28 protein-coding genes and 1 pseudogene are annotated in these 25385 nt (G+C 59.3%); 27 read left to right on the top strand and 2 right to left on the bottom strand.

What is annotated here, in order from left to right:
* Positions 1-23: 23 nt before the first annotated feature.
* From CKW18_RS24490 to flhB, 26 genes are all read left to right on the top strand, one after another.
* Positions 24-875 carry a flagellin domain-containing protein gene (locus CKW18_RS24490; RefSeq protein WP_095191148.1) on the top strand — a complete coding sequence of 284 codons (852 nt, stop codon included), beginning with the start codon at positions 24-26 and terminating at the stop codon, positions 873-875.
* Between the two features lie 73 nt (positions 876-948).
* Positions 949-1305, top strand: a complete 357-nt coding sequence (locus CKW18_RS24485; protein ID WP_095191147.1) for a flagellar protein FlaG — start codon at positions 949-951, stop codon at positions 1303-1305.
* Between the two features lie 82 nt (positions 1306-1387).
* Positions 1388-2839, top strand: a complete 1452-nt coding sequence (gene fliD / locus CKW18_RS24480) for a flagellar filament capping protein FliD (RefSeq protein WP_095191146.1) — start codon at positions 1388-1390, stop codon at positions 2837-2839.
* Positions 2840-2968: 129 nt separating this feature from the next.
* Entirely contained in the window at positions 2969-3367 is a 399-nt protein-coding gene (fliS, locus tag CKW18_RS24475) for a flagellar export chaperone FliS (protein ID WP_095191145.1), read from the top strand.
* Between the two features lie 11 nt (positions 3368-3378).
* Positions 3379-3675 (top strand): flagellar protein FliT, encoded by a 297-nt coding sequence (locus CKW18_RS24470; RefSeq protein ID WP_095191144.1) that lies wholly within the window; start codon positions 3379-3381, stop codon positions 3673-3675.
* Between the two features lie 170 nt (positions 3676-3845).
* Complete coding sequence (locus tag CKW18_RS24465) at positions 3846-5321, top strand: sigma-54 dependent transcriptional regulator (protein ID WP_095191143.1); 1476 nt, start codon at positions 3846-3848, stop codon at positions 5319-5321.
* Positions 5322-5449: 128 nt separating this feature from the next.
* Positions 5450-6643: a PAS domain-containing sensor histidine kinase gene (locus tag CKW18_RS24460; RefSeq protein ID WP_167394904.1), complete on the top strand. Its 1194-nt coding sequence runs from the start codon at positions 5450-5452 to the stop codon at positions 6641-6643.
* Between the two features lie 5 nt (positions 6644-6648).
* Positions 6649-8040: a sigma-54 dependent transcriptional regulator gene (locus tag CKW18_RS24455; protein ID WP_095191165.1), complete on the top strand. Its 1392-nt coding sequence runs from the start codon at positions 6649-6651 to the stop codon at positions 8038-8040.
* Positions 8041-8166: 126 nt separating this feature from the next.
* Positions 8167-8496 (top strand): flagellar hook-basal body complex protein FliE, encoded by a 330-nt coding sequence (gene fliE / locus CKW18_RS24450; protein WP_095191141.1) that lies wholly within the window; start codon positions 8167-8169, stop codon positions 8494-8496.
* A gap of 15 nt (positions 8497-8511) precedes the next feature.
* On the top strand, positions 8512-10299 hold the full coding sequence (fliF, locus tag CKW18_RS24445) for a flagellar basal-body MS-ring/collar protein FliF (RefSeq protein ID WP_095191140.1): 1788 nt from the start codon (positions 8512-8514) through the stop codon (positions 10297-10299).
* Positions 10292-11311, top strand: coding sequence for a flagellar motor switch protein FliG (gene fliG, locus CKW18_RS24440; protein WP_095191139.1), 1020 nt, complete (start codon positions 10292-10294; stop codon positions 11309-11311). Before fliF ends, fliG begins: the two co-directional genes overlap by 8 nt.
* Before the next feature lie 4 nt (positions 11312-11315).
* Positions 11316-12122: a flagellar assembly protein FliH gene (fliH, locus tag CKW18_RS24435; protein ID WP_095191138.1), complete on the top strand. Its 807-nt coding sequence runs from the start codon at positions 11316-11318 to the stop codon at positions 12120-12122.
* Positions 12112-13470, top strand: a complete 1359-nt coding sequence (fliI, locus tag CKW18_RS24430; RefSeq protein ID WP_095191137.1) for a flagellar protein export ATPase FliI — start codon at positions 12112-12114, stop codon at positions 13468-13470. The genes fliH and fliI overlap by 11 nt, the downstream gene beginning before the upstream one ends.
* Before the next feature lie 6 nt (positions 13471-13476).
* Complete coding sequence (fliJ, locus tag CKW18_RS24425) at positions 13477-13926, top strand: flagellar export protein FliJ (RefSeq protein ID WP_095191136.1); 450 nt, start codon at positions 13477-13479, stop codon at positions 13924-13926.
* A 251-nt stretch (positions 13927-14177) separates the two neighbouring features.
* Positions 14178-14483, top strand: a complete 306-nt coding sequence (locus CKW18_RS24420) for an STAS domain-containing protein (protein ID WP_095191135.1) — start codon at positions 14178-14180, stop codon at positions 14481-14483.
* Between the two features lie 5 nt (positions 14484-14488).
* Entirely contained in the window at positions 14489-16192 is a 1704-nt protein-coding gene (locus CKW18_RS24415; RefSeq protein ID WP_095191134.1) for a fused response regulator/phosphatase, read from the top strand.
* A gap of 31 nt (positions 16193-16223) precedes the next feature.
* A complete protein-coding gene (locus CKW18_RS24410; RefSeq protein WP_095191133.1) occupies positions 16224-16571 on the top strand; it encodes an Hpt domain-containing protein in 348 nt (115 codons plus the stop codon).
* Between the two features lie 105 nt (positions 16572-16676).
* The gene (locus CKW18_RS24405; RefSeq protein ID WP_095191132.1) at positions 16677-18044 is read left to right on the top strand and encodes a flagellar hook-length control protein FliK; all 1368 of its coding nucleotides are present in this window, start codon (positions 16677-16679) and stop codon (positions 18042-18044) included.
* 211 nt (positions 18045-18255) lie between these two features.
* Positions 18256-18759 (top strand): flagellar basal body-associated protein FliL, encoded by a 504-nt coding sequence (fliL, locus tag CKW18_RS24400; RefSeq protein WP_095191131.1) that lies wholly within the window; start codon positions 18256-18258, stop codon positions 18757-18759.
* Between the two features lie 9 nt (positions 18760-18768).
* Positions 18769-19737, top strand: coding sequence for a flagellar motor switch protein FliM (fliM, locus tag CKW18_RS24395; protein ID WP_038363850.1), 969 nt, complete (start codon positions 18769-18771; stop codon positions 19735-19737).
* A gap of 54 nt (positions 19738-19791) precedes the next feature.
* On the top strand, positions 19792-20253 hold the full coding sequence (gene fliN / locus CKW18_RS24390; RefSeq protein WP_095191130.1) for a flagellar motor switch protein FliN: 462 nt from the start codon (positions 19792-19794) through the stop codon (positions 20251-20253).
* A complete protein-coding gene (gene fliO, locus CKW18_RS24385) occupies positions 20254-20727 on the top strand; it encodes a flagellar biosynthetic protein FliO (protein WP_095191129.1) in 474 nt (157 codons plus the stop codon). It abuts the gene before it with no gap.
* The gene (gene fliP / locus CKW18_RS24380) at positions 20727-21485 is read left to right on the top strand and encodes a flagellar type III secretion system pore protein FliP (protein ID WP_095191128.1); all 759 of its coding nucleotides are present in this window, start codon (positions 20727-20729) and stop codon (positions 21483-21485) included. Before fliO ends, fliP begins: the two co-directional genes overlap by 1 nt.
* Positions 21482-21751 carry a flagellar biosynthesis protein FliQ gene (gene fliQ / locus CKW18_RS24375; RefSeq protein WP_095191127.1) on the top strand — a complete coding sequence of 90 codons (270 nt, stop codon included), beginning with the start codon at positions 21482-21484 and terminating at the stop codon, positions 21749-21751. Before fliP ends, fliQ begins: the two co-directional genes overlap by 4 nt.
* A 3-nt stretch (positions 21752-21754) precedes the next feature.
* Positions 21755-22540, top strand: a complete 786-nt coding sequence (gene fliR, locus CKW18_RS24370) for a flagellar biosynthetic protein FliR (RefSeq protein WP_095191126.1) — start codon at positions 21755-21757, stop codon at positions 22538-22540.
* Positions 22541-22543: 3 nt separating this feature from the next.
* Positions 22544-23683, top strand: a complete 1140-nt coding sequence (flhB, locus tag CKW18_RS24365) for a flagellar biosynthesis protein FlhB (protein ID WP_095191125.1) — start codon at positions 22544-22546, stop codon at positions 23681-23683.
* Positions 23684-23714: 31 nt separating this feature from the next.
* On the opposite strand, the gene CKW18_RS24360 is transcribed toward flhB, so the two are convergent.
* The gene (locus tag CKW18_RS24360) at positions 23715-24158 is read right to left on the bottom strand and encodes a hypothetical protein (protein ID WP_095191124.1); all 444 of its coding nucleotides are present in this window, start codon (positions 24156-24158) and stop codon (positions 23715-23717) included.
* 342 nt (positions 24159-24500) lie between these two features.
* On the opposite strand from CKW18_RS24360, the gene CKW18_RS24355 reads away from it, so the two are divergent.
* On the top strand, positions 24501-25163 hold the full coding sequence (locus tag CKW18_RS24355; RefSeq protein ID WP_095191123.1) for a hypothetical protein: 663 nt from the start codon (positions 24501-24503) through the stop codon (positions 25161-25163).
* A gap of 125 nt (positions 25164-25288) precedes the next feature.
* On the opposite strand, the pseudogene CKW18_RS24350 reads toward CKW18_RS24355, so the two are convergent.
* Positions 25289-25385, bottom strand: a pseudogene (locus tag CKW18_RS24350) (IS110 family transposase); the annotation flags it as partial.

Below are 25385 nucleotides of genomic sequence, written 5' to 3'. Positions count from 1 at the left end.
ACCCAACCAACGAGGAATTCGTCATGGCTTTAACAGTAAACACCAACACTACGTCGTTGAACGTTCAGAAAAACCTGAACCGCGCTTCCGACGCTCTGTCGACTTCGATGCAGCGCCTGTCTTCCGGCCTGAAAATCAACAGCGCTAAAGACGACGCCGCTGGCCTGCAGATCTCGAACCGTATGTCCTCGCAGATCCGTGGTAACACCCAAGCCATCCAGAACGCCAACGACGGTATCTCCGTTGCTCAGACCGCTGAAGGCGCTATGCAAGCGACTACCGACATTCTGCAGCGTATGCGTGAACTGGCTGTTAAAGCACGTAACGGTACCAACGGCACTGCTGACCAGACCGCTACCAACGCTGAATTCGCTCAGATGTCCGACGAGATCACCCGTATCTCGGCTTCGACCAACCTGAACGGCAAAAACCTGCTGGACGGTTCGGCTGGTACTGTGACCCTGCAAGTGGGCGCAAACACCGGTTCGGCTAACCACATCAACCTGGTACTGAGCTCCAAGTTCGACGCCGCCAGCCTGTCGGTAGGCAGCGGTACTCTGGCCCTGACCGGTGCTACCGTCACTGGCGCTACTACCAACATCGACAACGCGATCACTGCAATCGACGCCGCTATCGCTGCCATCGGTGCAACTCGTGCCAGCCTGGGTGCTTCGCAAAACCGTCTGACCAGCACCATCCAGAACTTGCAGAACATCACCGAGAACACCACTGCTGCACAAGGTCGCGTACAAGATACCGACTTCGCCGCAGAGACTGCTAACCTGACCAAGCAGCAAACCCTGCAACAGGCTTCGACTTCTGTTCTGGCTCAAGCCAACCAACTGCCTTCCGCTGTACTGAAGCTGCTTCAGTAATTTCGGATCGAGTTTGAGCGGGGGGGTGCGCTTGTCGTGCTCTCTCGCTTTTTTACGTTAGGAGGTGATGGGCATGGACATGAGCGTCAAGCTTAACCTGTCTTACCCGGCTCCCAAGCCAGTAACGCCGGTTGCTGACAAACCGTCAGAGACGCCTAGAGTTGCCAAGGCTGAAGCTCCGGTTGCTGACAAGCGTCAGGAGACGGACGACGCCAAGTTGAAACTGGCGGTGCAGGAGATCGAAAAGTTTGTCCAGTCGATCAAGCGCAATCTGGAGTTCTCGATTGATGAACACTCCGGTAAGGTCATCGTCAAGGTGATCGCAAGCGAGACGGGTGAAGTCGTTCGACAGATTCCCTCCGCAGAAGCCCTCAAGCTGGCAGACAGCCTCGCCAATGCGAGCCACGTGTTGTTTGACGCCAAAGTCTGATAGCTGGCATGAATTATGTTTGTCCGTTCTCAGGACGCGTGTAACGGTCAAAAGAATGGCAACAATCTGAAGGGAGATGCACATGGCAAGTCCAATTCTACCGGGTTCCGGGCTGGGTTCCGGTCTGGACATCGGCGCGATCGTGACCGCGCTGGTCAACGCCGACAAGTCTGCCAAGCAGACCCAGATCGACACGCAGACGAAAACCAACTCGCTGAAGATTTCCGGCGTTGGTTCGCTGAAAAGTGCTCTGGCCGCGTTCCAGAAGTCGATGACCGACCTGAACAGTGCGTCGAGCCCTGCGTTTGCCGGTTTCACCGCGACGTCGGACACCCCGGCCGTGCTCGGTGCAACGTCGGACAAGACTGCCGTGCCTGGTACCTACAGTGTTGTCGTGAAGAACCTGGCCACCGGCTCGAAAATAGCCAGTGCCGCCTTTGCCGGCGGTGCCGCCAGTGCCATTCCGAGTGGTACTCTGAAAATCACTCAGAATGGCACTGATTACCCTGTCACGATTCCGGCCAATGCCACCTTGCAGTCGACGCGAGACGCGATCAACACCGCGCAGTCGGCCAATGGTATCTCTGCCAACATCGTGACTGACAGCACAGGTGCTTCGCGCCTGGTGCTCAGTTCGAACAAGACCGGCGCTGGCATGGACCTCAAGGTCAGCGGCATCGCGGGTCTGGAAATCGACGGTACCCAGCCTATGGGCAGTTCCCCTGCGGCGGGCGCTTCGGGCGCGGTCGGAGAGGTGGCCAAGGATGCAACCCTGACCATCGACGGGCTGACTGTCACCAGCAAGTCCAATACGGTGACCGGTGCAATCAGCGGCATGACGCTGAATCTCGTTACCGCCAGCCCTGTGGATGCGGGTGGCAAGCAAACCGCTGCGAATGTCTCGGTAGCGACCAACACCGCCGGCATCCAGACGTCTCTGCAGTCGTTCATCGATTCCTATAACACCCTGAAGAAAACCATCGACACCCTGTCCAAGGCTACGCCGGACGAGGATGGCAATCTGACGGTGTCTGCGGCGTTCACCGGTGACGCGCTGCCGCGTTCTCTGATGGCGGATATTCGTGCTCAACTGACCGCTCCAGGAGCGGGCCAGCCAGGGCAATTGGCCGTGCTGTCGCAAATGGGTGTTCTGACGGACAGCAAGACCGGTTTGCTGACGCTGGACACCGCGGTGTTCAAACAACGCATGGAAACGCCGGGCATGGCCGGTCAGGTTCAGCAGTTGTTCAGCGGTACCGATGCCAAAAACGGCCTGTTGTCGCGCATGAACACCGCGCTTAAGCCGTATTCGGAAACGGGCGGGCTGCTCGATCAGCGCAGTTCCAACCTGACGAGCCGAACCACCGCTCTGCAAAAGCAGCAGGCGGCCCTGGACTTGCGCGTCGATAACCTGACGAAGACGTTGACGGCCAAGTACAACGCCATGGACCTTCTGGTCGGGCAGATGAAGGCGACGGCGAGCAACATCACCTCGTTCTTCGCCACGATGAACGCTCAGCAATCCGCGAAGTAACGGCTGGCAACGACAGAAACCCGGCTACGCTTTATCGGCGTGCGCCGGGTTTTTGTCTTTTGATCTAAAGTTCTGTGATTCGATGGCGATACACTGGTTATACGAGTCATTGTGGCAATGAGGTAGAACATGAACCCAATGTTAGCCCTTCGGCAATATCAGAAAGTCGGTGCGCACGCCCAGACATCCGAGGCGAGCCCGCACCGTCTGGTGCAAATGCTGATGGAAGGCGGGCTGGCCCGCATTGCTCAGGCCAAAGGCGCCATCGAGCGCAAGGACATTCCTGGCAAGTGCACGTCGATCAGCAAGGCTATCGGCATTGTCAGTGGTTTGCGTGAAGGTCTGGATCTGGAAAACAGTGCTGATACGCTGGCGGATCTGGACGGCTTGTACATCTACATGATGAAGCGTCTGGCCGAGGCGAATATCAGCAGCGATCCACGCATTCTTGATGAGGTCGCCGGCCTGCTGAGCACGGTCAAAGAAGGTTGGGATGCGATTGCCCCTGTGCCTGCTCCGCAGTTCTAAAGGAGATCACCATGAGTCTTGTATTGCAGCGAATTGCCGATACCCGTGAAGCGTTGGTCAGTGCTCTGGCCGAACGTAACTGGGAAGCCATTGGCGAGTTGGATCTGGCTTGCCGTTCCTGCATGGAAGACGTCTTGAGTGAGGCTTCGCTGGACGAGGTCGCGTTGCGCGACAACCTTGAGGAGTTGCTCCATGTCTACAAGGAGCTTCTTGAGGTGGCCATGGGTGAACGGCAGGCGATAGCCAACGAGATGTCGCAGATCACCCAAGCGCAAAAGGCGGCAAAGGTTTACCATCTGTTTGGTTAATTAACCCCCAGTTAATCCAGATGTGCGCCATAAATTTGACTGTGCACGGTTTTTTGACTTAACTAGTGGCTGTTTTCAGATTTCAGGCGTCTACAGGCACATGGTGTCCTGCAAGCGTCTCGCTTGCCCCATATTTCGGGCATTGAGTTGACTAGGGAAGTTGCTATTGCATGTGGCGTGAAACCAAAATTCTGCTGATCGATGACGATAGCGTTCGCCGCCGCGACCTGGCGGTGATTCTAAATTTTCTCGGCGAAGAAAATTTACCCTGCGGCAGCCATGACTGGCAGCAGGCAGTCGGCTCTTTGTCGTCTAGTCGTGAGGTCATTTGCGTACTGATCGGGACGGTTAATGCTCCTGGCGCGCTTTTGGGCTTGCTAAAGACACTCTCGACCTGGGATGAGTTCCTTCCGGTTTTGTTGATGGGCGATAATTCTTCCGTCGACTTGCCTGAAGACCAGCGTCGCCGCGTGCTTTCGACCCTGGAAATGCCGCCCAGCTACAGCAAATTGCTCGATTCGCTGCACCGCGCCCAGGTCTATCGCGAGATGTATGACCAGGCTCGTGAACGCGGCCGTCATCGTGAACCCAATCTGTTTCGCAGCCTCGTCGGTACCAGCCGGGCGATCCAGCACGTACGCCAGATGATGCAGCAAGTGGCCGACACCGACGCCAGCGTGCTGATCCTTGGCGAGTCCGGTACCGGCAAGGAAGTGGTCGCGCGTAACCTGCATTACCACTCCAAGCGCCGTGACGCGCCGTTCGTGCCGGTCAACTGCGGGGCGATCCCGGCAGAGCTGCTGGAAAGCGAACTGTTCGGCCACGAGAAGGGCGCCTTTACCGGTGCCATCACCAGCCGTGCCGGCCGCTTTGAGCTGGCAAACGGCGGTACGCTGTTCCTCGACGAAATCGGTGACATGCCGCTGCCGATGCAGGTCAAGCTGCTGCGCGTGTTGCAGGAGCGCACCTTCGAGCGCGTAGGCAGCAACAAGACCCAGAGCGTCGACGTGCGCATCATTGCCGCGACCCACAAGAATCTCGAAAGCATGATCGAGATCGGTACGTTCCGCGAAGACCTTTACTATCGCCTGAACGTGTTCCCGATCGAGATGGCGCCGCTGCGTGAGCGCGTCGAGGATATCCCGCTGCTGATGAACGAGTTGATCTCGCGCATGGAGCACGAAAAACGCGGTTCGATCCGTTTCAATTCGGCCGCGATCATGTCGCTGTGCCGTCACGGCTGGCCGGGCAACGTCCGCGAACTGGCCAACCTGGTCGAGCGCATGGCGATCATGCATCCGTACGGGGTGATCGGCGTGGTCGAGTTGCCGAAGAAATTCCGCTACGTCGACGACGAAGACGAGCAAATGGTCGACAGCCTGCGCAGCGATCTCGAAGAGCGCGTGGCAATCAACGGCCATACGCCTGACTTCAGCGCCAACGCCATGCTGCCACCGGAAGGCCTTGATCTGAAGGACTACCTCGGTGGTCTGGAGCAGGGCCTGATTCAGCAGGCTCTGGACGATGCTAACGGCATTGTGGCACGAGCTGCGGAGCGTCTGCGTATTCGGCGGACCACGCTGGTGGAGAAGATGCGTAAGTACGGCATGAGTCGGCGCGACGGAGATGAACAGGCGGAGGATTGACGCCTGTTTTTCAACTGCTTCATTTATAAGCGATTTTTTTTAGGCACGGGTATTGCTACATCACTCGCAACGTTCCGTTTAACTGACGGTCAGCCAAGCGAGAGAGCACAATGCCCCAAGCCTCCCAGATGTCTTCAGCCCCCAATGCCGAGGGGCAAGCGTCGTCCGTAGAGCAGGCGAGCCGTCAGGGTCTCGAGCAGGCGTTCGCGCTCTTCAGTCAGATGTCCAGTCAGTTGACTGACTCCTACAGCATGCTTGAGGCGCGGGTCACTGAGCTCAAGGGTGAACTGGCGGTGGTCAGTGCCCAACGCATGCAGGAACTGGCGGAAAAAGAACGCCTGGCCAACCGTTTGCAAAACCTCCTCGATCTGTTGCCCGGTGGCGTTATCGTCATAGATGGTCATGGCATCGTGCGTGAAGCTAATCCGGCCGCCATTGAGTTACTCGGTCTGCCGCTGGAAGGCGAACTGTGGCGCCATGTCATTGCGCGCTGCTTCGCCCCGCGTGAAGACGACGGTCACGAAATCTCCCTGAAAGACGGTCGGCGCCTGTCGATTGCCACACGCTCGCTGGACGCTGAGCCGGGGCAATTGGTGCTGCTCAACGACCTGACAGAAACCCGTCATCTGCAAGATCAACTGGCACGCCACGAGCGCCTGTCCTCGCTGGGACGCATGGTTGCGTCGCTGGCGCATCAGATCCGTACGCCATTGTCCGCTGCGCTGCTCTACGCCAGTCATTTGACTGAGCAGGAACTGCCTGTCGCCACCCAGCAGCGGTTTGCCGGACGCCTCAAGGAGCGCCTGCACGAGCTGGAGCATCAGGTGCGCGACATGCTGGTGTTTGCTCGCGGCGAATTGCCGCTTACCGACCGCCTCACGCCCAATGCCCTGATGCAGGCACTCCAGGCTGCCGCGCTGACTCATGTGCAGGATCTGCCTGTTCGCTGGCAGTGCGACAGCCATGCCGGCGAGTTGCTGTGCAATCGCGATACGCTGGTCGGCGCTCTGCTGAATCTGCTCGAAAACGCGATCCAGGCCAGCGCCGCCGATGTGCGTTTGAAGGTGCATTGCTACACCCGCGACAACACGCTGCGCGTGTGCGTCAGCGATACCGGCAGCGGGATCGAGCCGGCGGTGCTGGAGCGCCTTGGTGAGCCATTTTTTACCACTAAAGTCACCGGTACCGGCCTTGGCCTGACCGTGGTCAAAGCGGTGGCGCGGGCACATCAGGGAGAATTGCAGCTGCGTTCGCGCGTCGGGCGCGGCACGTGCGCGCAGGTGATCCTGCCGCTGTTTTGCGCTGTACAGGGAGCTGAGTGAAAGACATGGGCATCAAGGTTCTGCTGGTCGAGGATGACCGTTCGTTGCGTGAAGCGCTGGCCGATACGCTGCTGTTGGCGGGCCACGATTATCATGCGGTCGGCAGCGCTGAAGAGGCGTTGGCGGCGGTGGCGTGCGAGGCGTTCAGCCTGGTGGTCAGCGACGTCAACATGCCTGGTATGGATGGTCATCAATTGCTTTCGCTGCTGCGCGCCCGTCAGCCGCAATTGCCGGTGTTGCTGATGACCGCGCATGGCGCCGTGGAGCGCGCCGTCGATGCCATGCGCCAAGGCGCGGCGGACTATCTGGTCAAGCCGTTCGAGCCAAAGGCTTTGCTTGATCTGGTGGCGCGGCATGCGCTGGGTAGCCTCAGTGCCAGCGACACCGAAGGTCCGATTGCGGTCGAGCCAGCCAGTGCGCAGCTTCTGGAGTTAGCTGCGCGTGTCGCCCGCAGTGATTCCACGGTGCTGATTTCCGGCGAGTCCGGCACCGGCAAGGAAGTGCTGGCGCGCTACATTCACCAGCAATCCCATCGCGCCAATCAGCCGTTCATTGCGATCAATTGCGCAGCGATCCCGGACAACATGCTTGAAGCGACGTTGTTTGGGCATGAGAAAGGCTCGTTCACCGGCGCCATTGCGGCGCAGGCGGGCAAGTTCGAACAGGCCCACGGCGGCACTATACTGCTCGACGAAATCTCCGAAATGCCGCTTGGCCTGCAAGCCAAGCTGCTGCGTGTTCTGCAAGAGCGCGAAGTCGAGCGGGTTGGCGGGCGTAAGCCGATCACTCTGGATATCCGCGTGGTCGCCACCACCAACCGTGATCTGGCCGGCGAAGTAGCGGCGGGTCGGTTCCGTGAAGACCTTTTCTACCGTCTGTCGGTTTTCCCCCTGGCCTGGCGTCCACTTCGCGAGCGCACTGCCGATATCTTGCCGCTGGCTGAGCGGTTGTTGGCCAAACACGTCAATAAAATGAAGCATGCCGCGGCGAAACTTTCGCCAGAGGCGCAAGCGTGCCTGACCGGTTATCCATGGCCTGGCAACGTGCGTGAGCTGGATAACGCGATTCAGCGTGCGTTGATTTTGCAGCAGGGTGGTTTGATCCAGCCGCAGGATTTCTGTTTGCAGGGCAGCGTGACGTTCGCCGCTTTGCCGTCGGTAACCCCGGGTCCGGCCGTCATTCGCGAAGTCGAAATCGACGCGGATTCGGCCGGGGCTCTGGGCGATGACCTGCGCCGCCGGGAGTTTCAGATGATCATCGACACCCTGCGCACTGAGCGTGGCCGCCGTAAAGAAGCGGCGCAAAAGCTCGGCATCAGCCCGCGCACCCTGCGTTACAAGCTGGCGCAAATGCGCGATGCGGGGATGGACGTCGAAGGTTATCTGTTCGCCACGTGAGCCACACGCAACGTTTGAAAAAGCTTTTCTGAAAGAGGTGCCCATGAGCTGGCACCCTTGTTGCTAACACCTGTGTACCCGTCGAGTGAGTGTCAAAAAAATGCGGGCCGCCCAAGAGAGTAGACCATGAGCCAAGGTATTGAATTCAATCGGTTGATGATGGACATGAAGGCCATGAAAATGGATGCCATGTCGACGCCGAAATCGACCGCCGCTGTCCCTGAACTGGCAGGCAGCAGCTTTTCCGACATGCTCGGTCAAGCCATCAACAAAGTCAGCAATACCCAGCAGGCTTCGACCCAGCTGGCCAACGCCTTCGAAATCGGCAAGAGCGGCGTCGACCTGACGGACGTGATGATCGCTTCGCAAAAAGCCAGCGTGTCGTTCCAGGCTCTGACCCAGGTGCGCAATAAACTGGTTCAGGCCTATCAAGACATCATGCAGATGCCGGTTTAAGGAAGAGATTGAGTCATGGCAGAAGCAGTCGCCGATAACGTTCCGGCCAAGGCCACCCCGATAGACGGCAAACCGCCGCTGTTCGGCTTGTCCTTCCTGGAAAACCTCTCCGAGATGACCGTGCTGCGTCAGGTGGGCCTGTTGGTCGGTCTGGCTGCGAGCGTGGCGATTGGCTTTGCCGTGGTGCTGTGGTCGCAGCAGCCGGATTATCGTCCGTTGTACGGCAGTCTTGCCGGCATGGACGCCAAGCAGGTCATGGACACCCTGGCCTCCGCCGACATCCCTTACACCGTTGAACCCAACTCCGGTGCCTTGCTGGTCAAGGCCGATGACTTGTCCCGTGCGCGGATGAAACTCGCTGCTGCTGGTGTCACTCCCAGCGATGGCAACATCGGTTTCGAAATCCTCGACAAGGAACAGGGTCTGGGCACCAGCCAATTCATGGAAGCGACGCGTTACCGTCGCGGCCTTGAAGGTGAACTGGCGCGCACCATCTCCAGCCTGAACAACGTCAAGGGTGCCCGCGTGCACCTGGCGATTCCGAAGAGTTCGGTGTTCGTGCGTGATGAACGCAAGCCGAGCGCTTCGATTCTGGTCGAGTTGTACTCCGGTCGTTCGCTGGAGCCAGGCCAGGTCGTTGCCATCATCAACCTGGTGGCCACTTCCGTTCCCGAGCTGAGCAAATCGCAGATTACCGTCGTCGACCAGAAGGGCAATCTGCTCTCTGATCAGGCGGAAAACTCTGAAATGACCATGGCCGGCAAGCAGTTCGATTACAGCCGTCGCATGGAAAGCATGCTCACCCAGCGCGTGCACAACATTCTGCAACCGGTACTGGGCAACGATCGCTACAAGGCTGAAGTGTCGGCCGATATCGATTTCAACGCCGTCGAATCCACTGCCGAGCAGTTCAACCCGGATCAACCGGCGCTGCGCAGCGAGCAGTCAGTCAACGAACAGCGTACCGCCAGCAATGGCCCGCAAGGTGTGCCGGGTGCCCTCAGCAACCAGCCACCGTCGCCGGCCTCGGCACCGCAAACCACGGGTGGCGCTGCAGCGCCTGCCAGTATGGTGCAGCCAGGTCAGCCATTGGTTGACGCCAACGGCCAGCAGATCATGGACCCGGCGACCGGTCAGCCGATGCTCGCGCCGTACCCGGCCGACAAGCGTCAACAATCCACCAAGAACTTCGAACTCGATCGCTCCATCAGCCACACCAAGCAGCAGCAGGGTCGCCTGAATCGTCTGTCGGTGTCGGTGGTGGTTGACGATCAGGTCAAGGTCAATGCGGCCAACGGTGAAACCACCCGCGCGCCGTGGAGCGCCGACGAATTGGCGCGCTTCACTCGCCTGGTGCAGGACGCCGTCGGTTTTGACGCCAGCCGTGGCGACAGCGTCAGCGTGATCAACATGCCGTTCTCCGCCGAGCGCGGTGAAGTAATTGCCGATATTCCGTTCTACTCCCAGCCATGGTTCTGGGACATCGTCAAACAAGTGCTGGGTGTGTTGTTCATCCTGGTGCTGGTGTTTGGTGTGCTGCGACCGGTGCTCAACAACATCACCGGCGGTGGCAAAGGCAAGGAGCTGGCCGGTCTGGGCAGCGACGTGGAACTCGGTGGCATGGGCGGCCTGGACGGCGAACTTTCCAACGACCGCGTGAGCCTCGGTGGTCCGCAGAGCATTCTGTTGCCGAGCCCGAGCGAGGGTTATGACGCGCAACTGAATGCAATCAAGAGTCTGGTGGCAGAAGACCCGGGTCGCGTGGCCCAGGTCGTGAAAGAGTGGATTAACGCAGATGAGTGATAACCGAGCCGCCGTCGCCAAACTGACCCGGGTTGATAAAGCAGCGATTCTGCTGCTGTCCCTGGGCTCGACCGATGCCGCGCAAGTGCTGCGCCACATGGGCCCGAAAGAGGTTCAGCGTGTGGGTGTGGCCATGGCGCAGATGGGCAACGTTCATCGCGAGCAAGTCGAACAGGTCATGAGCGAGTTCGTCGACATCGTCGGCGACCAGACCAGCCTGGGCGTCGGTTCTGACGACTACGTGCGCAAAATGCTCACCCAGGCCCTGGGTGAAGACAAGGCCAACGGCCTGATCGATCGCATCCTGCTCGGTGGCAACACCAGCGGCCTCGACAGCCTGAAATGGATGGAACCGCGCGCGGTTGCCGACGTAATCCGTTACGAACACCCGCAAATCCAGGCGATCGTGGTGGCATACCTCGACCCGGATCAGGCCGGTGAAGTGCTTGGCAACTTCGACCACAAGGTGCGTCTGGACATCATCCTGCGCGTCTCGTCGTTGAATACCGTGCAACCGGCAGCATTGAAAGAGCTCAACCAGATTCTCGAGAAGCAGTTCTCCGGCAACTCGAATGCCTCGCGCACCACCCTGGGTGGCATCAAGCGTGCGGCGGACATCATGAACTTCCTCGACAGCTCGATCGAAGGCCAGCTCATGGACTCGATCCGCGAAGTCGACGAAGACCTGTCCGGTCAGATCGAAGACCTCATGTTCGTGTTCAACAACCTCGCCGACGTCGACGACCGCGGCATTCAGGCGCTGTTGCGCGAAGTGTCTTCCGACGTGCTGGTGCTGGCCCTCAAGGGTTCGGACGAAGGCGTCAAAGAGAAGATCTTCAAGAACATGTCCAAACGTGCCGCCGAACTGTTGCGCGACGACCTCGAGGCCAAAGGCCCGGTGCGCGTCAGCGACGTGGAAACGGCGCAGAAGGAAATCCTCACCATTGCTCGTCGTATGGCCGAAGCTGGCGAGATCGTCCTGGGTGGCAAGGGTGGCGAGGAAATGATCTAAGCCCATGGATAAGCACGATGACGATGTGACGGATCTGATCCGTGCCCGCGATGTTCGCAGCTTTGAGTCCTGGGCGCTGCCCAGCTTCGATCCGCCGAAACCGGAACCCGAGCCAGAGCCCGAGCCTGAACCGCCGGAAATGGAAGAAGTGCCGCTGGAAGAAGTCCAGCCACTGACGCTTGAGGAGCTCGAAAGCATCCGCCAGGAGGCTTACAACGAGGGCTTCGCCGTTGGCGAAAAAGAAGGTTTTCACAGCGCCACGCTGAAGGTGCGTCAAGAGGCCGAAGTGGCCCTGGCGGCAAAACTCGCCAGCCTTGAGCAACTGATGAGTCATTTGTTCGAGCCGATCGCCGAGCAAGATACCCAGATCGAAAAGTCGCTGGTCGATCTCGTGCAACACATCACCAAACAGGTGATCAAGCGCGAATTGGCGATCGACTCCAGCCAGATCGAACACGTCATGCGCGACGCCCTCAAGTTGCTGCCGCTGGGTGTCGACAACGTGCGTCTGTACGTCAATCCGCAGGACTTCGAGCAGGCCAAAGCCCTGCGCGAACGTCATGAGGAAAGCTGGCGCATCGTCGAAGACGAGTCCTTGTTACCGGGCGGTTGCCGGGTCGAAACCGCGCACAGTCGCATTGATGCCAGCATCGAAAGCCGCGTCATCCAGGTCATGGACAAGCTGTTCGACCAGTTGCACGAACAAGTCCTTCATCCGGCCGAGCCGGACGTGAGCCTGGACATTCCTGAAGACATCAAACCGGCGGCAGTCCCGGAAGAGCCGCTCGCGGACGAACCCGATGCGCCTTGAACGCACCAGTTTCGCCAAGCGCCTGAGCACCTATGCCGAGGCCACCGAAATTGCCGGCGCGCCGATTCTCGAAGGTCGCCTGCTGCGCATGGTCGGCCTCACGCTGGAAGCCGAAGGCCTGCGTGCAGCCATGGGCACGCGCTGCCTGGTGATCAACGACGACAGCTATCACCCCTCGCAGGTGGAAGCGGAAGTCATGGGCTTCTCCGGCAGCAAAGTATTTCTGATGCCGGTCGGCAGCGTCGCCGGCATTGCTCCGGGTGCCCGCGTGGTGCCGCTGGCCGAAACCGGTCGTTTGCCGATGGGCATGAGCATGCTCGGTCGCGTACTCGATGGTGCCGGTCGTGCGCTGGACGGCAAGGGCGGCATGAAAGCCGAAGACTGGGTGCCGATGGACGGCCCGACCATCAACCCACTCAACCGTGACCCGATCAGCGTGCCGCTGGACGTCGGCATCCGTTGCATCAACGGTTTGTTGACGGTCGGTCGTGGTCAGCGCCTCGGTCTGTTCGCCGGTACTGGCGTGGGTAAATCCGTGCTGCTGGGCATGATGACCCGCTTCACCGAGGCCGACATCATCGTCGTGGGTCTGATCGGTGAGCGGGGTCGAGAAGTTAAGGAGTTCATCGAGCACATTCTCGGTGAAGAAGGCCTCAAGCGTTCGGTGGTGGTCGCCTCGCCGGCGGACGATGCGCCGCTGATGCGTTTGCGCGCGGCGATGTACTGCACGCGGATCGCCGAGTATTTCCGCGACAAGGGCAAGAACGTCCTGTTGCTGATGGATTCGCTGACCCGTTTCGCCCAGGCCCAGCGGGAAATCGCCCTGGCCATCGGCGAGCCGCCAGCGACCAAGGGTTATCCGCCATCGGTATTCGCCAAACTGCCGAAACTGGTGGAGCGCGCCGGTAACGCGGAGAAGGGCGGCGGTTCGATCACGGCGTTCTACACCGTGTTGTCCGAAGGCGATGACCAGCAGGACCCGATTGCCGACTCGGCGCGGGGCGTACTCGACGGGCACATCGTGCTGTCCCGGCGACTGGCCGAGGAAGGGCACTACCCGGCCATCGATATCGAAGCGTCGATCAGCCGGGTGATGCCGGCGGTGGTCTCGGCGGAACATATGCAGCGTGCGCAGTATTTCAAGCAGTTGTGGTCGCGCTATCAGCAGAGTCGCGATCTGATCAGTGTCGGCGCCTATGTTGCTGGTGGCGACCGCGAGACCGATCTGGCGATTTCCCTGCAACCGCAGTTGGTCAGGTACCAGCGCCAGGGGCTGAACGACAAAATCAACATGGGCGAAAGCCAGGCTTATCTGGAAACGCTGTTCGCCCCTGCGGCGGGCGGGTAACCACTCATGGCCGTCAGCCGAGCCGCGCGCCTGGCACCGGTGGTGGACATGGCCGAACAGGCCGAGAAAACCGCCGTGCAACGCCTGGGCTATTTTCAGGGTCAGGTCAAAGTCGCCGAAAGCAAACTCGCCGACCTCAATGCCTTCCGTCTGGATTACTCGCAGCAATGGATCGTGCGCGGCAGCACCGGCGTGAGCGGGCAGTGGCTGCTTGGTTTTCAGGGCTTTCTGGCGCAACTCGACACCGCTGTCGATCAGCAGCGGCAAAGCCTGGTCTGGCACCAGAACAAGCTCGATAAGGCGCGTGAGGAATGGCAGCAGGCGTTCGCCAAAGTCGAAGGTTTGCGCAAGTTGGTGCAGCGTTATCGCGAAGAGGCGCAACGTCTCGAAGACAAGCGCGAGCAGAAACTGCTGGACGAGTTGTCCCAGCGGTTGCCACGACATGAACCCTTCTAGGCCGCGCGGCTAAACCCTGTGGGGGTTGTTCACTGGATGCGGGGCTGCCTCGAAATCAGTGGGAGGGGGCTTGCTCCCGAACGCGGTCGGTCAGCTGATGGAAGTGTTAACTGACACAACGCCTTCGGGAGCAAGCCCCCTCCCACAATGTCACACGCCTCTCCCGCATTTGATCCGACTCTGAACCTTGCCCCAACCCAGTCCAGGTGCTAAACCTTGTACACGTTCGTCAATGACAAGGAAGCCAGTCAATGTCAGTCGTTACAGAAGTATCCCCGGATGGTCAAAAGCTGACGATTTCGGTCAGGGGGCGGTTCGATTTTGGCCGCCATCAGGAATTTCGTGAGTCTTATGAGCATCTTGCCAAGAAACCCGAATCCATTGTGGTCGATCTGAAAGAAGCCACCTACCTCGACAGTTCGGCATTGGGCATGCTGCTCCTGCTGCGCGATCACGCCGGCGGCGACGACTCGGATGTGCGGGTGGTCAACAGCAACTCCGACGTGCGCAAGATCCTCGCCATCTCCAACTTCGACAAGCTCTTCGACATCAGTTGACGGCCATGCAGGCGCAAGAGCCGCTGACCATCCTGATCGCCGAAGACAGCGCTGCCGACCGCTTGCTGCTGTCGACCATCGTCCGTCGCCAGGGGCACGAAGTCCTGACGGCGGCCAACGGTGCAGAAGCGGTCGAATTGTTTCGTCGCCAGCAACCCGATCTGGTCCTGATGGACGCGATGATGCCGGTGATGGACGGCTTTGAAGCTGCGCGGCAGATCAAGGCGCTGGCCGGAGAAACGCTGGTGCCGATCATCTTCCTCACATCGCTGACTGAGAGCGAAGCGCTGGCCCGTTGTCTGGAGGCCGGTGGCGACGACTTTCTGGCGAAGCCCTACAATCAGGTGATCCTCGCCGCCAAAATCAAGGCGATGGATCGCTTGCGGCGCCTTCAGGCCACGGTCCTGCAACAGCGCGACCTGATCGCCAAACATCACGATTACCTGCTTAACGAGCAACGCGTCGCCAAAGCGGTGTTCGACAAAGTCGCGCATTCCGGTTGCCTGAGTGCGCCGAATATTCGCTACCTGCAGTCACCTTATGCGTTGTTCAACGGGGATCTGCTGCTGGCGGCGTACACGCCGGCCGGTGACATGCATGTGCTGTTGGGGGACTTCACCGGCCATGGTCTGCCGGCGGCGGTGGGGGCGATGCCGCTGGCGGAGGTGTTTTACGGCATGACCGCCAAAGGTTACGGGCTGGCTGAAACCCTGCGCGAGATGAACGCCAAGCTCAAGCGCATCCTGCCGGTGGACATGTTCTGCTGCGCGACGCTGCTGTGTCTTAGTTTTCAACGGCGTTCGGTCGAGGTGTGGAACGGTGGCATGCCCGACGGTTATCTGCACCGCATCGCCAGTGGCGAGCGCGAACCGCTGGCGGCGCGGCATTTGCCGTTGGGGGTGCTGAGCCCGCAGGCGTTCGACGATCGTACCGAAGTTCATTCAATGGCCGTGGGCGATCGGGTGTTTCTGTTGTCGGACGGGGTGCTCGACACCAGTGATGCCAGTGATCAACTGTTCGGTGTCGAGCGCCTGCAGCAGGTGTTTGCCAACAACCGTGAGCCGGATCAGTTGTTTGAGGATATCGAGCGCGCACTGCAAGCGTTTCGCGGTGAGGCTCGAGATGATGTGAGCATGGTCGAAGTCAGCCTCCTGGCGCCCGCGCAGGTCAAGCCGTCGACGCCGGTGTATTCCGACAGCGGCCAGTCGTGCCCGCTGGACTGGTCGGTGAGCTTCGAGTTTCGGGGTACCACGCTCAAGCGTTTCAATCCCTTGCCGTATCTGTTGCAGTTACTGCTGGAAGTGCACGGATTACGGGTGCAGGGTGGCGCCATCTACAGCGTGCTCGCCGAACTGTATTCCAATGCCCTGGAGCACGGCGTGCTTGGGCTCGACTCAAGCCTCAAGCGCGATGCATCGGGATTCGCTCGCTATTATGGGCAGCGCAACACGCGACTGGAGTCCCTGCAGGACGGTTACGTGCGCGTGCATTTGCAGGTCACGCCGCGAGGCGAGGGCGGGTGTCTGGTCATTCGCGTCGAAGACAGCGGCGCAGGCTTCGATGTGGCGAGGGTGATGGAGCGACCGCTGGACGGTGCCCGTCTGTCGGGGCGCGGAGTCAGCCTGGTCCGTCAATTGGGGCGCAACGCCAGTTGGTCGGACGAAGGTCGTAGTGCTCGCGTGGAGTTTTTCTGGGAGGTTGAGGCATAATCCGCGTAATTCTTGATCAAGGAGTGAACAAGTGGCTGACACACATGTAGATCGCGAGGCGCTGAGCGTACTGCGCGAAGTCATGGAGGAGGGTTATCCGGAGCTTCTGGATACCTTTCTGGCGGATTCCGAAAGTCGCTTGGGCGAGTTGCAAAAGACCTCTGATGCCAAGGTGTTGTCGGAAGTTGCCCATAGTTTCAAGGGCAGTGCCAGCAACATGGGAGCTGTCCGCCTGGCGGCGCTCTGCCAGGAACTCGAATCGGACGCCAAAGACAAGAGCCCGGCGGAAATAGTCAAACTGGTCGCTGAGATCAGCGGCGAATTTGCTGAAGTTCGTCCGGTTTACGAAAGCGAAAAACATCCCGCTCACACGCACTGATCCCACCGTCCGGCGCTTTTCTCAAGCGTCGGACAAAACTGGCCCGGCACTTGCAGTTATCTCCGCCAACTGTACCTACGATCCCAGTGCAGCGGAGACCGTTTCATGCCTGCGACCCCCAACATTCTTCTTCAGAACGCCGCCCAGGCCAAGGCTCAGGCCGCCTCTGCCAAAACCTCGGCAATGGCCGCAGACGCCGGGGACAAGGCCTCAAGCTTCGCTCAAGTGTTCGCCGATCAAGGTTCGAAAAAGCCTGCGACGAGCGCTGACAACTCGGTCAAATCACCGCGTGACAAGGTCGCTGACAATGGCGGCAAAAAGGACGTCGGCAAGGATCAGTCGGCCACTTCCAAGCCTGCCGTTGCCGATAGCGGCAATGCCTTGCCTGCCGACAAGCCTGCCGCGACCGATGACAAGTCCGTCAGCGGCGATGACGCCATTGATACGTCGCAGACCCCGGTGACCGACGCCGCGCCGGTCGACCCGACGCTGGATCCTGCGTTGGCCGCCGTAGTGCAGCCGGTAGTAACCCCAGTCGTAGCGCCAGCTCCGGTCGTCGAGGCCGGCGCCGCGCCGAAAACCGAAACCCCGGCAGTCGCCGTGTTGCCAAGTGTGCTCAAAGACCCGGCAGCCAGCGCCGACAGCGATTTCGATCCTTCAACCGATCCACTCGATGCGTTGCCGGCCGTGCGCATGGCGATGGAGCAGGGCGGGCACATTTCCGCTGCCAGCCAGGCACAACCGAAAGCGACCCCTGCGCAAGCTCAGGCTGACGGTGAATTGACCTCGGCGCAGAACTTTGCCGCCGGCATGGCGAGCATGCTCGACGTGCAGTCCGACAAGGACAGCACCAGTCAGGGTGGCGAGAAAGCCTTCAGCGGGTTGATCGACGAGGGTCTGAAAGACCTGAAAGCCGCGACCAGCGATACCCGCGTCGATGACTTTGCCAACCGTCTGGCTGCACTGACTCAGGCTGCCACGCCGAAGACTGCGAACGCCGTGCCGGTGAACCAGCCGATCGCCATGCATCAAAGCGGCTGGACGGAAGAAGTGGTCAACCGCGTCATGTATCTGTCGAGCGTCAACCTGAAGGCGGCGGACATTCAATTGCAGCCGGCCGAACTCGGTCGCCTGGATATCCGCGTGAACATGGTGCCGGACCAGCAGACCCAAGTGACGTTCATGAGCGCGCACCCAAGTGTGCGTGAAGCGCTCGACGGGCAGATGCATCGTCTGCGGGAGATGTTCAACCAGCAGGGCATGGGCCAGGTCGACGTTAACGTGTCTGACCAGAACCGTGGCTGGCAGGGCCAGCAAGGTCAGGAACAGGCGCAGCAGGGCCAGAGTGGTCGTAGCAGCGCTGCCGGTGGTCGTCTGGATTCTGCGGATGAAGAATTGGCGCCTGTCAGCGTGGCCGAAGCGACTCAAACGACCAGCGTGATCGGCAGCAGTGCCGTCGATTACTACGCCTGACACAACCCTGTACCCCCTGTGGGAGCGGGCTTGCTCGCGAATGCGCATTGACATTCAACATTAATGTTGACTGACACACTGCATTCGCGAGCAAGCCCGCTCCCACATTGGTTTTGTGTGTTCTCCCAATTTGCTCCGACACTTCTGGCATAACACTTGCTCTTGCCTTGCCGTGCGACTGTGAAAACCCGAATAGTGACGGATTATTGGCATGGCGAAGAGCGAAACAGCAGCAGTAAAAGACCCCGCGACCAAAGGCAAACTCAAGCTGATCATCGTGATCGTGCTGGCGTTGCTGCTGGCCATTGGCGCGTCCGTGGGGGCGACCTGGTTCTTCATGCACAGTGCCCAAAGCAAGCCTGCCGAGGCCGCCGATGCTGCGCCGGTCGGCAAGCAACCGGCGATTTTCGAGCCTATGGCGCCGGCGTTTGTCGCCAACTACACCCAGAATGGCCGTCAACGCTACATGCAGGTGAGCATCACCATGCTGGGCCGCAATCAGGCCGATCTGGAAGCGCTGAAAGTGCACATGCCGGTGATTCGCAACAACCTGGTAATGCTCTTCTCCGGTCAGGATTTCGCCACATTGGCGACGCCGGTCGGGCAGGAGATGTTGCGCCAGAAGGCTACAGCCAGCGTCCAGGAAGTGGCGCAAAAGGAGCTGGGCAAAGTGGTGATCGAACAGTTGCTTTTCACTAATTTCGTACTGCAGTAGGAACACGACATGGCCGTGCAGGATCTGCTGTCCCAGGATGAAATCGATGCGCTGTTGCATGGCGTCGACGATGGTCTGGTACAGACCGATAACGCTGCCGAACCCGGCAGTGTCAAAAGCTACGACCTGACCAGCCAGGATCGCATCGTCCGTGGACGCATGCCGACTCTGGAGATGATCAACGAGCGTTTTGCCCGTTACACTCGCATCAGCATGTTCAACATGCTGCGCCGCTCGGCGGACGTTGCCGTCGGTGGCGTACAGGTGATGAAGTTTGGCGAGTACGTGCACTCGCTGTACGTGCCGACCAGCCTCAACCTGGTCAAGATCAAGCCGTTGCGCGGCACTGCGCTGTTCATCCTCGACGCCAAACTGGTGTTCAAGCTGGTGGACAACTTCTTCGGCGGCGATGGCCGTCACGCCAAGATCGAAGGGCGTGAATTCACCCCGACCGAACTGCGCGTGGTGCGCATGGTGCTGGAGCAGGCGTTCGTCGACTTGAAAGAAGCCTGGCAGGCGATCATGGAAGTCAACTTCGAGTACATCAACTCGGAAGTGAACCCGGCCATGGCCAACATCGTCGGCCCGAGCGAAGCAATTGTGGTCTCCACCTTCCACATCGAACTCGATGGCGGCGGCGGCGATCTGCACGTGACCATGCCGTACTCGATGATCGAGCCGGTTCGCGAGATGCTCGACGCCGGTTTCCAGTCGGACCTCGACGATCAGGACGAACGCTGGGTCAACGCCCTGCGCCAGGACGTGCTTGATGTCGACGTGCCGATCGGTGCCACCGTGGCCCGCCGCCAGTTGAAACTGCGCGACATCCTGCACATGCAGCCGGGGGATGTGATCCCGGTGGAAATGCCGGAAGAAATGATCATGCGCGCCAACGGCGTGCCGGCCTTCAAGGTCAAGATGGGCTCGCACAAAGGCAACCTCGCGTTGCAGGTGATCGAGCCGATCGAGCGTCGCTGAAGCGACGCTTTCACCCCCACATTTAGCTGAATTGTTGCCCGCCGAGGACAAATGATGAACGACGATATGAACGCCCAGGACGATCAGGCACTGGCTGATGAATGGGCTGCTGCCCTGGAAGAAACCGGTGACGGCCAGGCCGACATCGACGCGCTGCTGGCCGCCGATGCCGATGCCGGTGCTTCGGGCTCCAACCGTCTGCCGATGGAAGAGTTCGGCAGCGTGCCGAAGAACAACGATCCGGTGACGCTGGACGGTCCGAATCTGGACGTGATCCTCGATATCCCGGTGTCCATCTCGATGGAAGTGGGCAGCACTGACATCAACATCCGCAACCTGCTGCAACTGAACCAGGGCTCGGTGATCGAGCTTGATCGCCTGGCCGGTGAGCCGCTGGACGTACTGGTCAACGGCACGCTGATCGCGCACGGCGAAGTGGTAGTGGTCAACGAGAAGTTCGGCATCCGCCTGACCGACGTGATCAGTCCAAGCGAACGCATCAAGAAGCTGCGCTGAGTGAAGCGGTTTCTCTGGGTTCTACTGGCATTGCCATTGAGCGTGCTCGCCGCTGAGCCGGCGGCAACTGCTGGCACGGCGGCTACCACTGCTGCGCCTGTCGCCGCTACTGCGCCAATGGTCAACAGTGGCGTGGCCGGGCAATTGACGCAGCTTGTGTTTGGCCTGTTGCTGGTGCTGGGGTTGATCTTCTTCCTCGCCTGGCTGTTGCGCCGGGTGCAGCAGGCGGGGCCGGCGGGCAAGGGCCAGGTGATCGAGCTGATCGGTTCGCGCGCGCTGGGTCCGCGTGACCGTTTGATGCTGGTGCAGGTCGGTAACGAGCAGATTCTGCTCGGGCTGAGCCCTGGCACCATCACCGCGCTGCACGTGCTCAAGGAGCCGGTCGAGGTGCCGGGTGGCAGCGAGAAAGCGACGCCGGAATTCGCCCAGCACCTGCTGAAGATTCTCGGCAAGGATCAGAAGGATAAGAAGTAATGGGTGCGCTACGCATCGTCTTGACGCTGGCTCTGATGCTGGCCGCGCCGCTGGCATTGGCCGCCGATCCGTTGTCGATCCCGGCGATCACGCTGGGCACCAACGCCGACGGCGCTCAGGAGTATTCGGTCAGTCTGCAGATCCTGCTGATCATGACCGCGCTGAGCTTTATCCCGGCGGCGGTCATCCTGATGACCAGTTTTACCCGGATCATCATTGTCTTCTCGATCCTGCGTCAGGCCCTCGGGCTGCAACAGACGCCGTCGAACCAGATCCTCACCGGTATGGCGCTGTTTCTGACCATGTTCATCATGGCCCCGGTGTTCGACCGGGTGAACAACGATGCGCTGCAACCGTATCTGGCGGAAAAACTCACCGCCCAGCAAGCGGTGGAAAAAGCCCAGGTGCCGATCAAGGACTTCATGCTCGCGCAGACGCGTACCAGCGATCTGGAGCTGTTCATGCGCCTGTCCAAGCGCACTGACATCGCCACCCCGGATCAGGCGCCGCTGACCATTCTGGTGCCGGCGTTCGTCACATCCGAACTCAAGACCGCGTTCCAGATCGGCTTCATGATCTTCATTCCGTTCCTGATCATCGACCTCGTCGTGGCCAGTGTACTGATGGCGATGGGTATGATGATGCTCTCGCCGCTGATCATTTCCCTGCCGTTCAAGATCATGTTGTTCGTGCTGGTGGATGGCTGGGCGCTGATTATCGGCACGCTTGCCAGCAGTTTTGGAGGTGTCACGCCATGACGCCAGAAGTCGCGGTCGACATATTCCGCGAAGCCCTGTGGCTGACCACCATGATGGTCGCCATCCTGGTGGTGCCAAGTCTGTTGGTCGGTCTGCTGGTGTCGATGTTTCAGGCGGCGACGCAGATCAACGAACAAACGCTGAGCTTCCTGCCGCGTCTTTTGGTGATGCTGGTGACCCTGATCGTCGGCGGTCCGTGGATCGTGCAGACCTTCATGGAATACATCATCCAGCTGTACAAAAACATTCCGATGGTTATCGGCTAAGCCATGCAATCGCTGCTTCAGCTGACCGACACCCAGATCAGTTCCTGGGTGGCGACGTTCATGTTGCCGCTGTTTCGCGTGGCTTCGATGCTGATGGTCATGCCGGTGTTCGGCACAACCCTCATACCGCGACGCGTGCGCCTGTATTTCGCCGTGGCGATTACCGTGGTGATCGTGCCGGGCCTGCCGCCGATGCCGGCTGTCAGTCCACTTGATCTCAGTGGTCTGCTGCTGATTGCCGAACAGATTCTGGTCGGCGCCGTGCTCGGGTTCTCCCTGCAGCTGTTTTTCCAGGCTTTTGCGGTGGCCGGGCAAATTGTCGCGGTCCAGATGGGGATGGGTTTCGCCTCGATGATCGACCCCACCAACGGCGTCTCGGTGGCGGTGATCGGACAGTTCTTCACCATGCTGGTGACCTTGCTGTTCCTGTCGATGAACGGCCATCTGGTGGTCTTCGAGGTGCTGACCGAAAGTTTTACGACATTGCCGGTCGGCAGTGGGCTGATGACCGCGCATTACTGGGAGCTGGCCGGTAAGCTTGGCTGGGTTCTGGGTGCGGCGCTGTTGTTGGTATTGCCGGCGGTGACCGCGTTGCTGGTGGTCAACATCGCTTTCGGCGTGATGACCCGCGCCGCACCGCAACTGAACATTTTCTCCATCGGTTTTCCGCTGACCCTGGTGCTCGGGCTGTTCATCGTCTGGGTCGGCCTGGCGGACATTCTCAATCAGTACCAGCCGCTGGCCACCGAGGCCTTGCAGTTGTTACGCGAACTGGCACGGGCGCGCTGAGTCATGGCAGAGAGCGAAAGCGGTCAGGACAAAACAGAAGACCCCACGGAGAAACGTAAAAAGGATTCCCGTGAGAAGGGCGAGATTGCCCGCTCCAAAGAGCTCAACACCCTCGCGGTGGTGATGGCCGGTGCCGGCGCACTGCTGGTGTTCGGCGGCATGCTCGCCGAAGACATGATGGACGTGATGCGCCTGAACTTCACGCTGTCGCGCGAGGTGATCATGGATCAGGGCTCCATGGGTGCGTTTCTCCTGCAATCGGGAAAGATCGCGCTGGTAGCGATTCAGCCGATCATGATCACCCTGTTGCTGGCCGCGCTGATCGGGCCGATCTCTTTGGGTGGCTGGTTGTTCGCGGCAGGCTCGATGGCGCCCAAGTTCAGCCGGATGAATCCTGGGGCAGGCCTGAAGCGGATGTTCTCGATGAAGGCCGTCATCGAATTGCTTAAGGCACTGGCGAAGTTTTTGATCACCCTGGGGGTGGCCTTGTTGGTGTTGTCGGCGGACGTCGATGACCTTTTGCGCATTGCCCATGAGCCGCTGGAACAGGCGATCATTCATAGCGTGGTGCTGGTCGGCTGGAGTTCGTTGTGGCTGGCCTGCGGCCTGATCATCATCGCGGCGGTCGACGTCCCGGTGCAGATCTGGGAGAGCATGAAAAAGCTCAAGATGACCAAGCAGGAAGTGCGCGACGAGCACAAGGATCAGGAAGGCCGGCCGGAGGTCAAGCAGCGCATCCGGCAAACCCAGCGCGAAATGTCGCAGCGGCGGATGATGGCGGCGATTCCCGACGCCGACGTGGTCATCACCAACCCGACCCACTATGCGGTGGCGCTCAAATACGATTCGGAAAAGGGTGGGGCGCCGCTGTTGCTGGCCAAGGGCAGCGACTTCCTCGCACTGAAGATCCGCGAAATCGCCGTGGCCAACAATGTCATGCTCCTCGAATCGCCCGGGCTGGCGCGCTCGATCTACTACTCCACCGAGCTTGAAGAAGAAATCCCCGGCGGGCTGTATCTGGCGGTTGCGCAGGTATTGGCGTACGTCTACCAGATCCGCCAGTACCGCGCAGGCAAGGGCAAGCGCCCGGATCCGCTCAAGGATGATTTGCCGATACCGCCGGACCTGCGGCGCGACTCTTGAGTTCAGGCACCTGCGAATCGACTGGCTCCCGTCATGAAGTCGCCTCGATATTGTCAAAAAACATGATCGTTCCGTTGGGTTCGATGATGTGGATGTGGTGTATGCCCGGATGTTCGAATTTCAACTCCTTCAGCGTTGTGCCGTCACCCTGTGCTTCCTCGTCCTTCTGCCCTAGTTCCTGATTATTTTCATCATAGAAATAGGCTTTGAATCCATTACCGGCATTGATGAATCGGAAACTGATAGCCGAAACGGCCGTGTTCAAGCTTATTTTAAGCTTGCCACCCATCACCGCTAATACCTTGCCTCCGAAGTGCTCTCGATCCGGAGCGCTCCTGATGGCCATTGCAGAGGTCTCATCAGGTCGACTAATGAATTTAAAGTCCATATGGGGTCTGCTGAATCCCTGGTTGCCGCCATATGCGCAATCTTTCATATCATTGAAATCTTCGATGATCTTATTGTTCGGGGTCATGGCTATTGTCCTGCTGAGTTGAGGAGTGGCTACTCAAGCAGATATAAGAAAACGCATCTACTGTCAGAAATCACAGGTATGCGAACCGTTCGTCCGAAAGGCTTTTTAAGATAAATAAATCCGTCCCGGTTTTTCGCCGCTTTTCCTAAAAGCAAACGCTCGGATCCGTCGAAAGACGCCCTGCCGATTCCACCGGACCTGTGGCGCGATCCTTATTAACTTGCACGGGGCGTACCGTTCATCGGAAACGGTGCTTTACCTGTAATTTCTGACAGTAGACGTTGGTGTTGAAAACGGATCACATGAGTGGTGGAATTTCTCCGCTGTTCAGGAAGCGCGATCATGGCAGAACGTATCTATAGAAAACTCGAAGGAATGACGCTGGACTATGTAGACGGCAAGCTGGAAGAGAGCCCGAATGAGCGGGCCATTCGTTATACGGTCACTTTCGACATGCGGCTGGACTTCACTCACTTTGTGCAAATGGCCAACCTTAATATCCCCGGTTATCTGCACAACCCTGTCAACGCTATTCGGCCTGAGCTGGATGGCCTGGCTTACCACTACTCCTACAACTATCTGTTTGGCGCCGCTGGCAGTATTCATGACAACAAGGGCTTGTTCGAGCTGTTCACCTCTCCGTTGTACTACATGAATCAATGGGCGACCGGCGCTGATTATGAAGTGCGTTATGGCAAGCCAATGTTTGAAGTGCTCGAGAACAAGTTGCGCATTACTGCCTGCAAAGACATCCGATTGCTCAATGAGGTGCGCCAGATTGAAATCGATGATTTACCGATCTTCGAATTCCATTGGGCGCTCAATCTGCTGCAAGGTCATCTTCCTGGCGTCAGTGCGCCTGTGTCAGTGATCGTGCTCATGTATATGAATGAGGATTTCGTCGAGGTGGGTGGGCAGCACATGTTCCGCGGCACTCGATACATCAATGGCAAACAGCTCAGCTTTGGCAGTATTAAGCCCGAGCAGGTTTTGACGGCGCAGTAGTCAGCGTATATCGCAAAAGATCGTCGTCTGCGGCAGCACTTGCATCCATTCCAGGCACTGCCGAAGGCTGCGATCTCATCGCTCCCACGCATTGCGTGGGAGATTCTATGGTTGAGGGGAAGCCCTCAACTGACTTTTGTCTGATATTCGCTTTGCCCTTTCAGCAAGGCGAATACCACCCGAGCAAGTTTGCGAGCCAGCATCACCAACGCCTGCGTGGTG

Source organism: Pseudomonas sp. Irchel 3E19, from assembly GCF_900187585.1.
Taxonomy (GTDB): Bacteria; Pseudomonadota; Gammaproteobacteria; order Pseudomonadales; family Pseudomonadaceae; genus Aquipseudomonas; species Aquipseudomonas baetica.
Note: the sequence above shows the minus strand (reverse complement) of the source record. Positions and strands in the feature narration are given on the sequence as shown.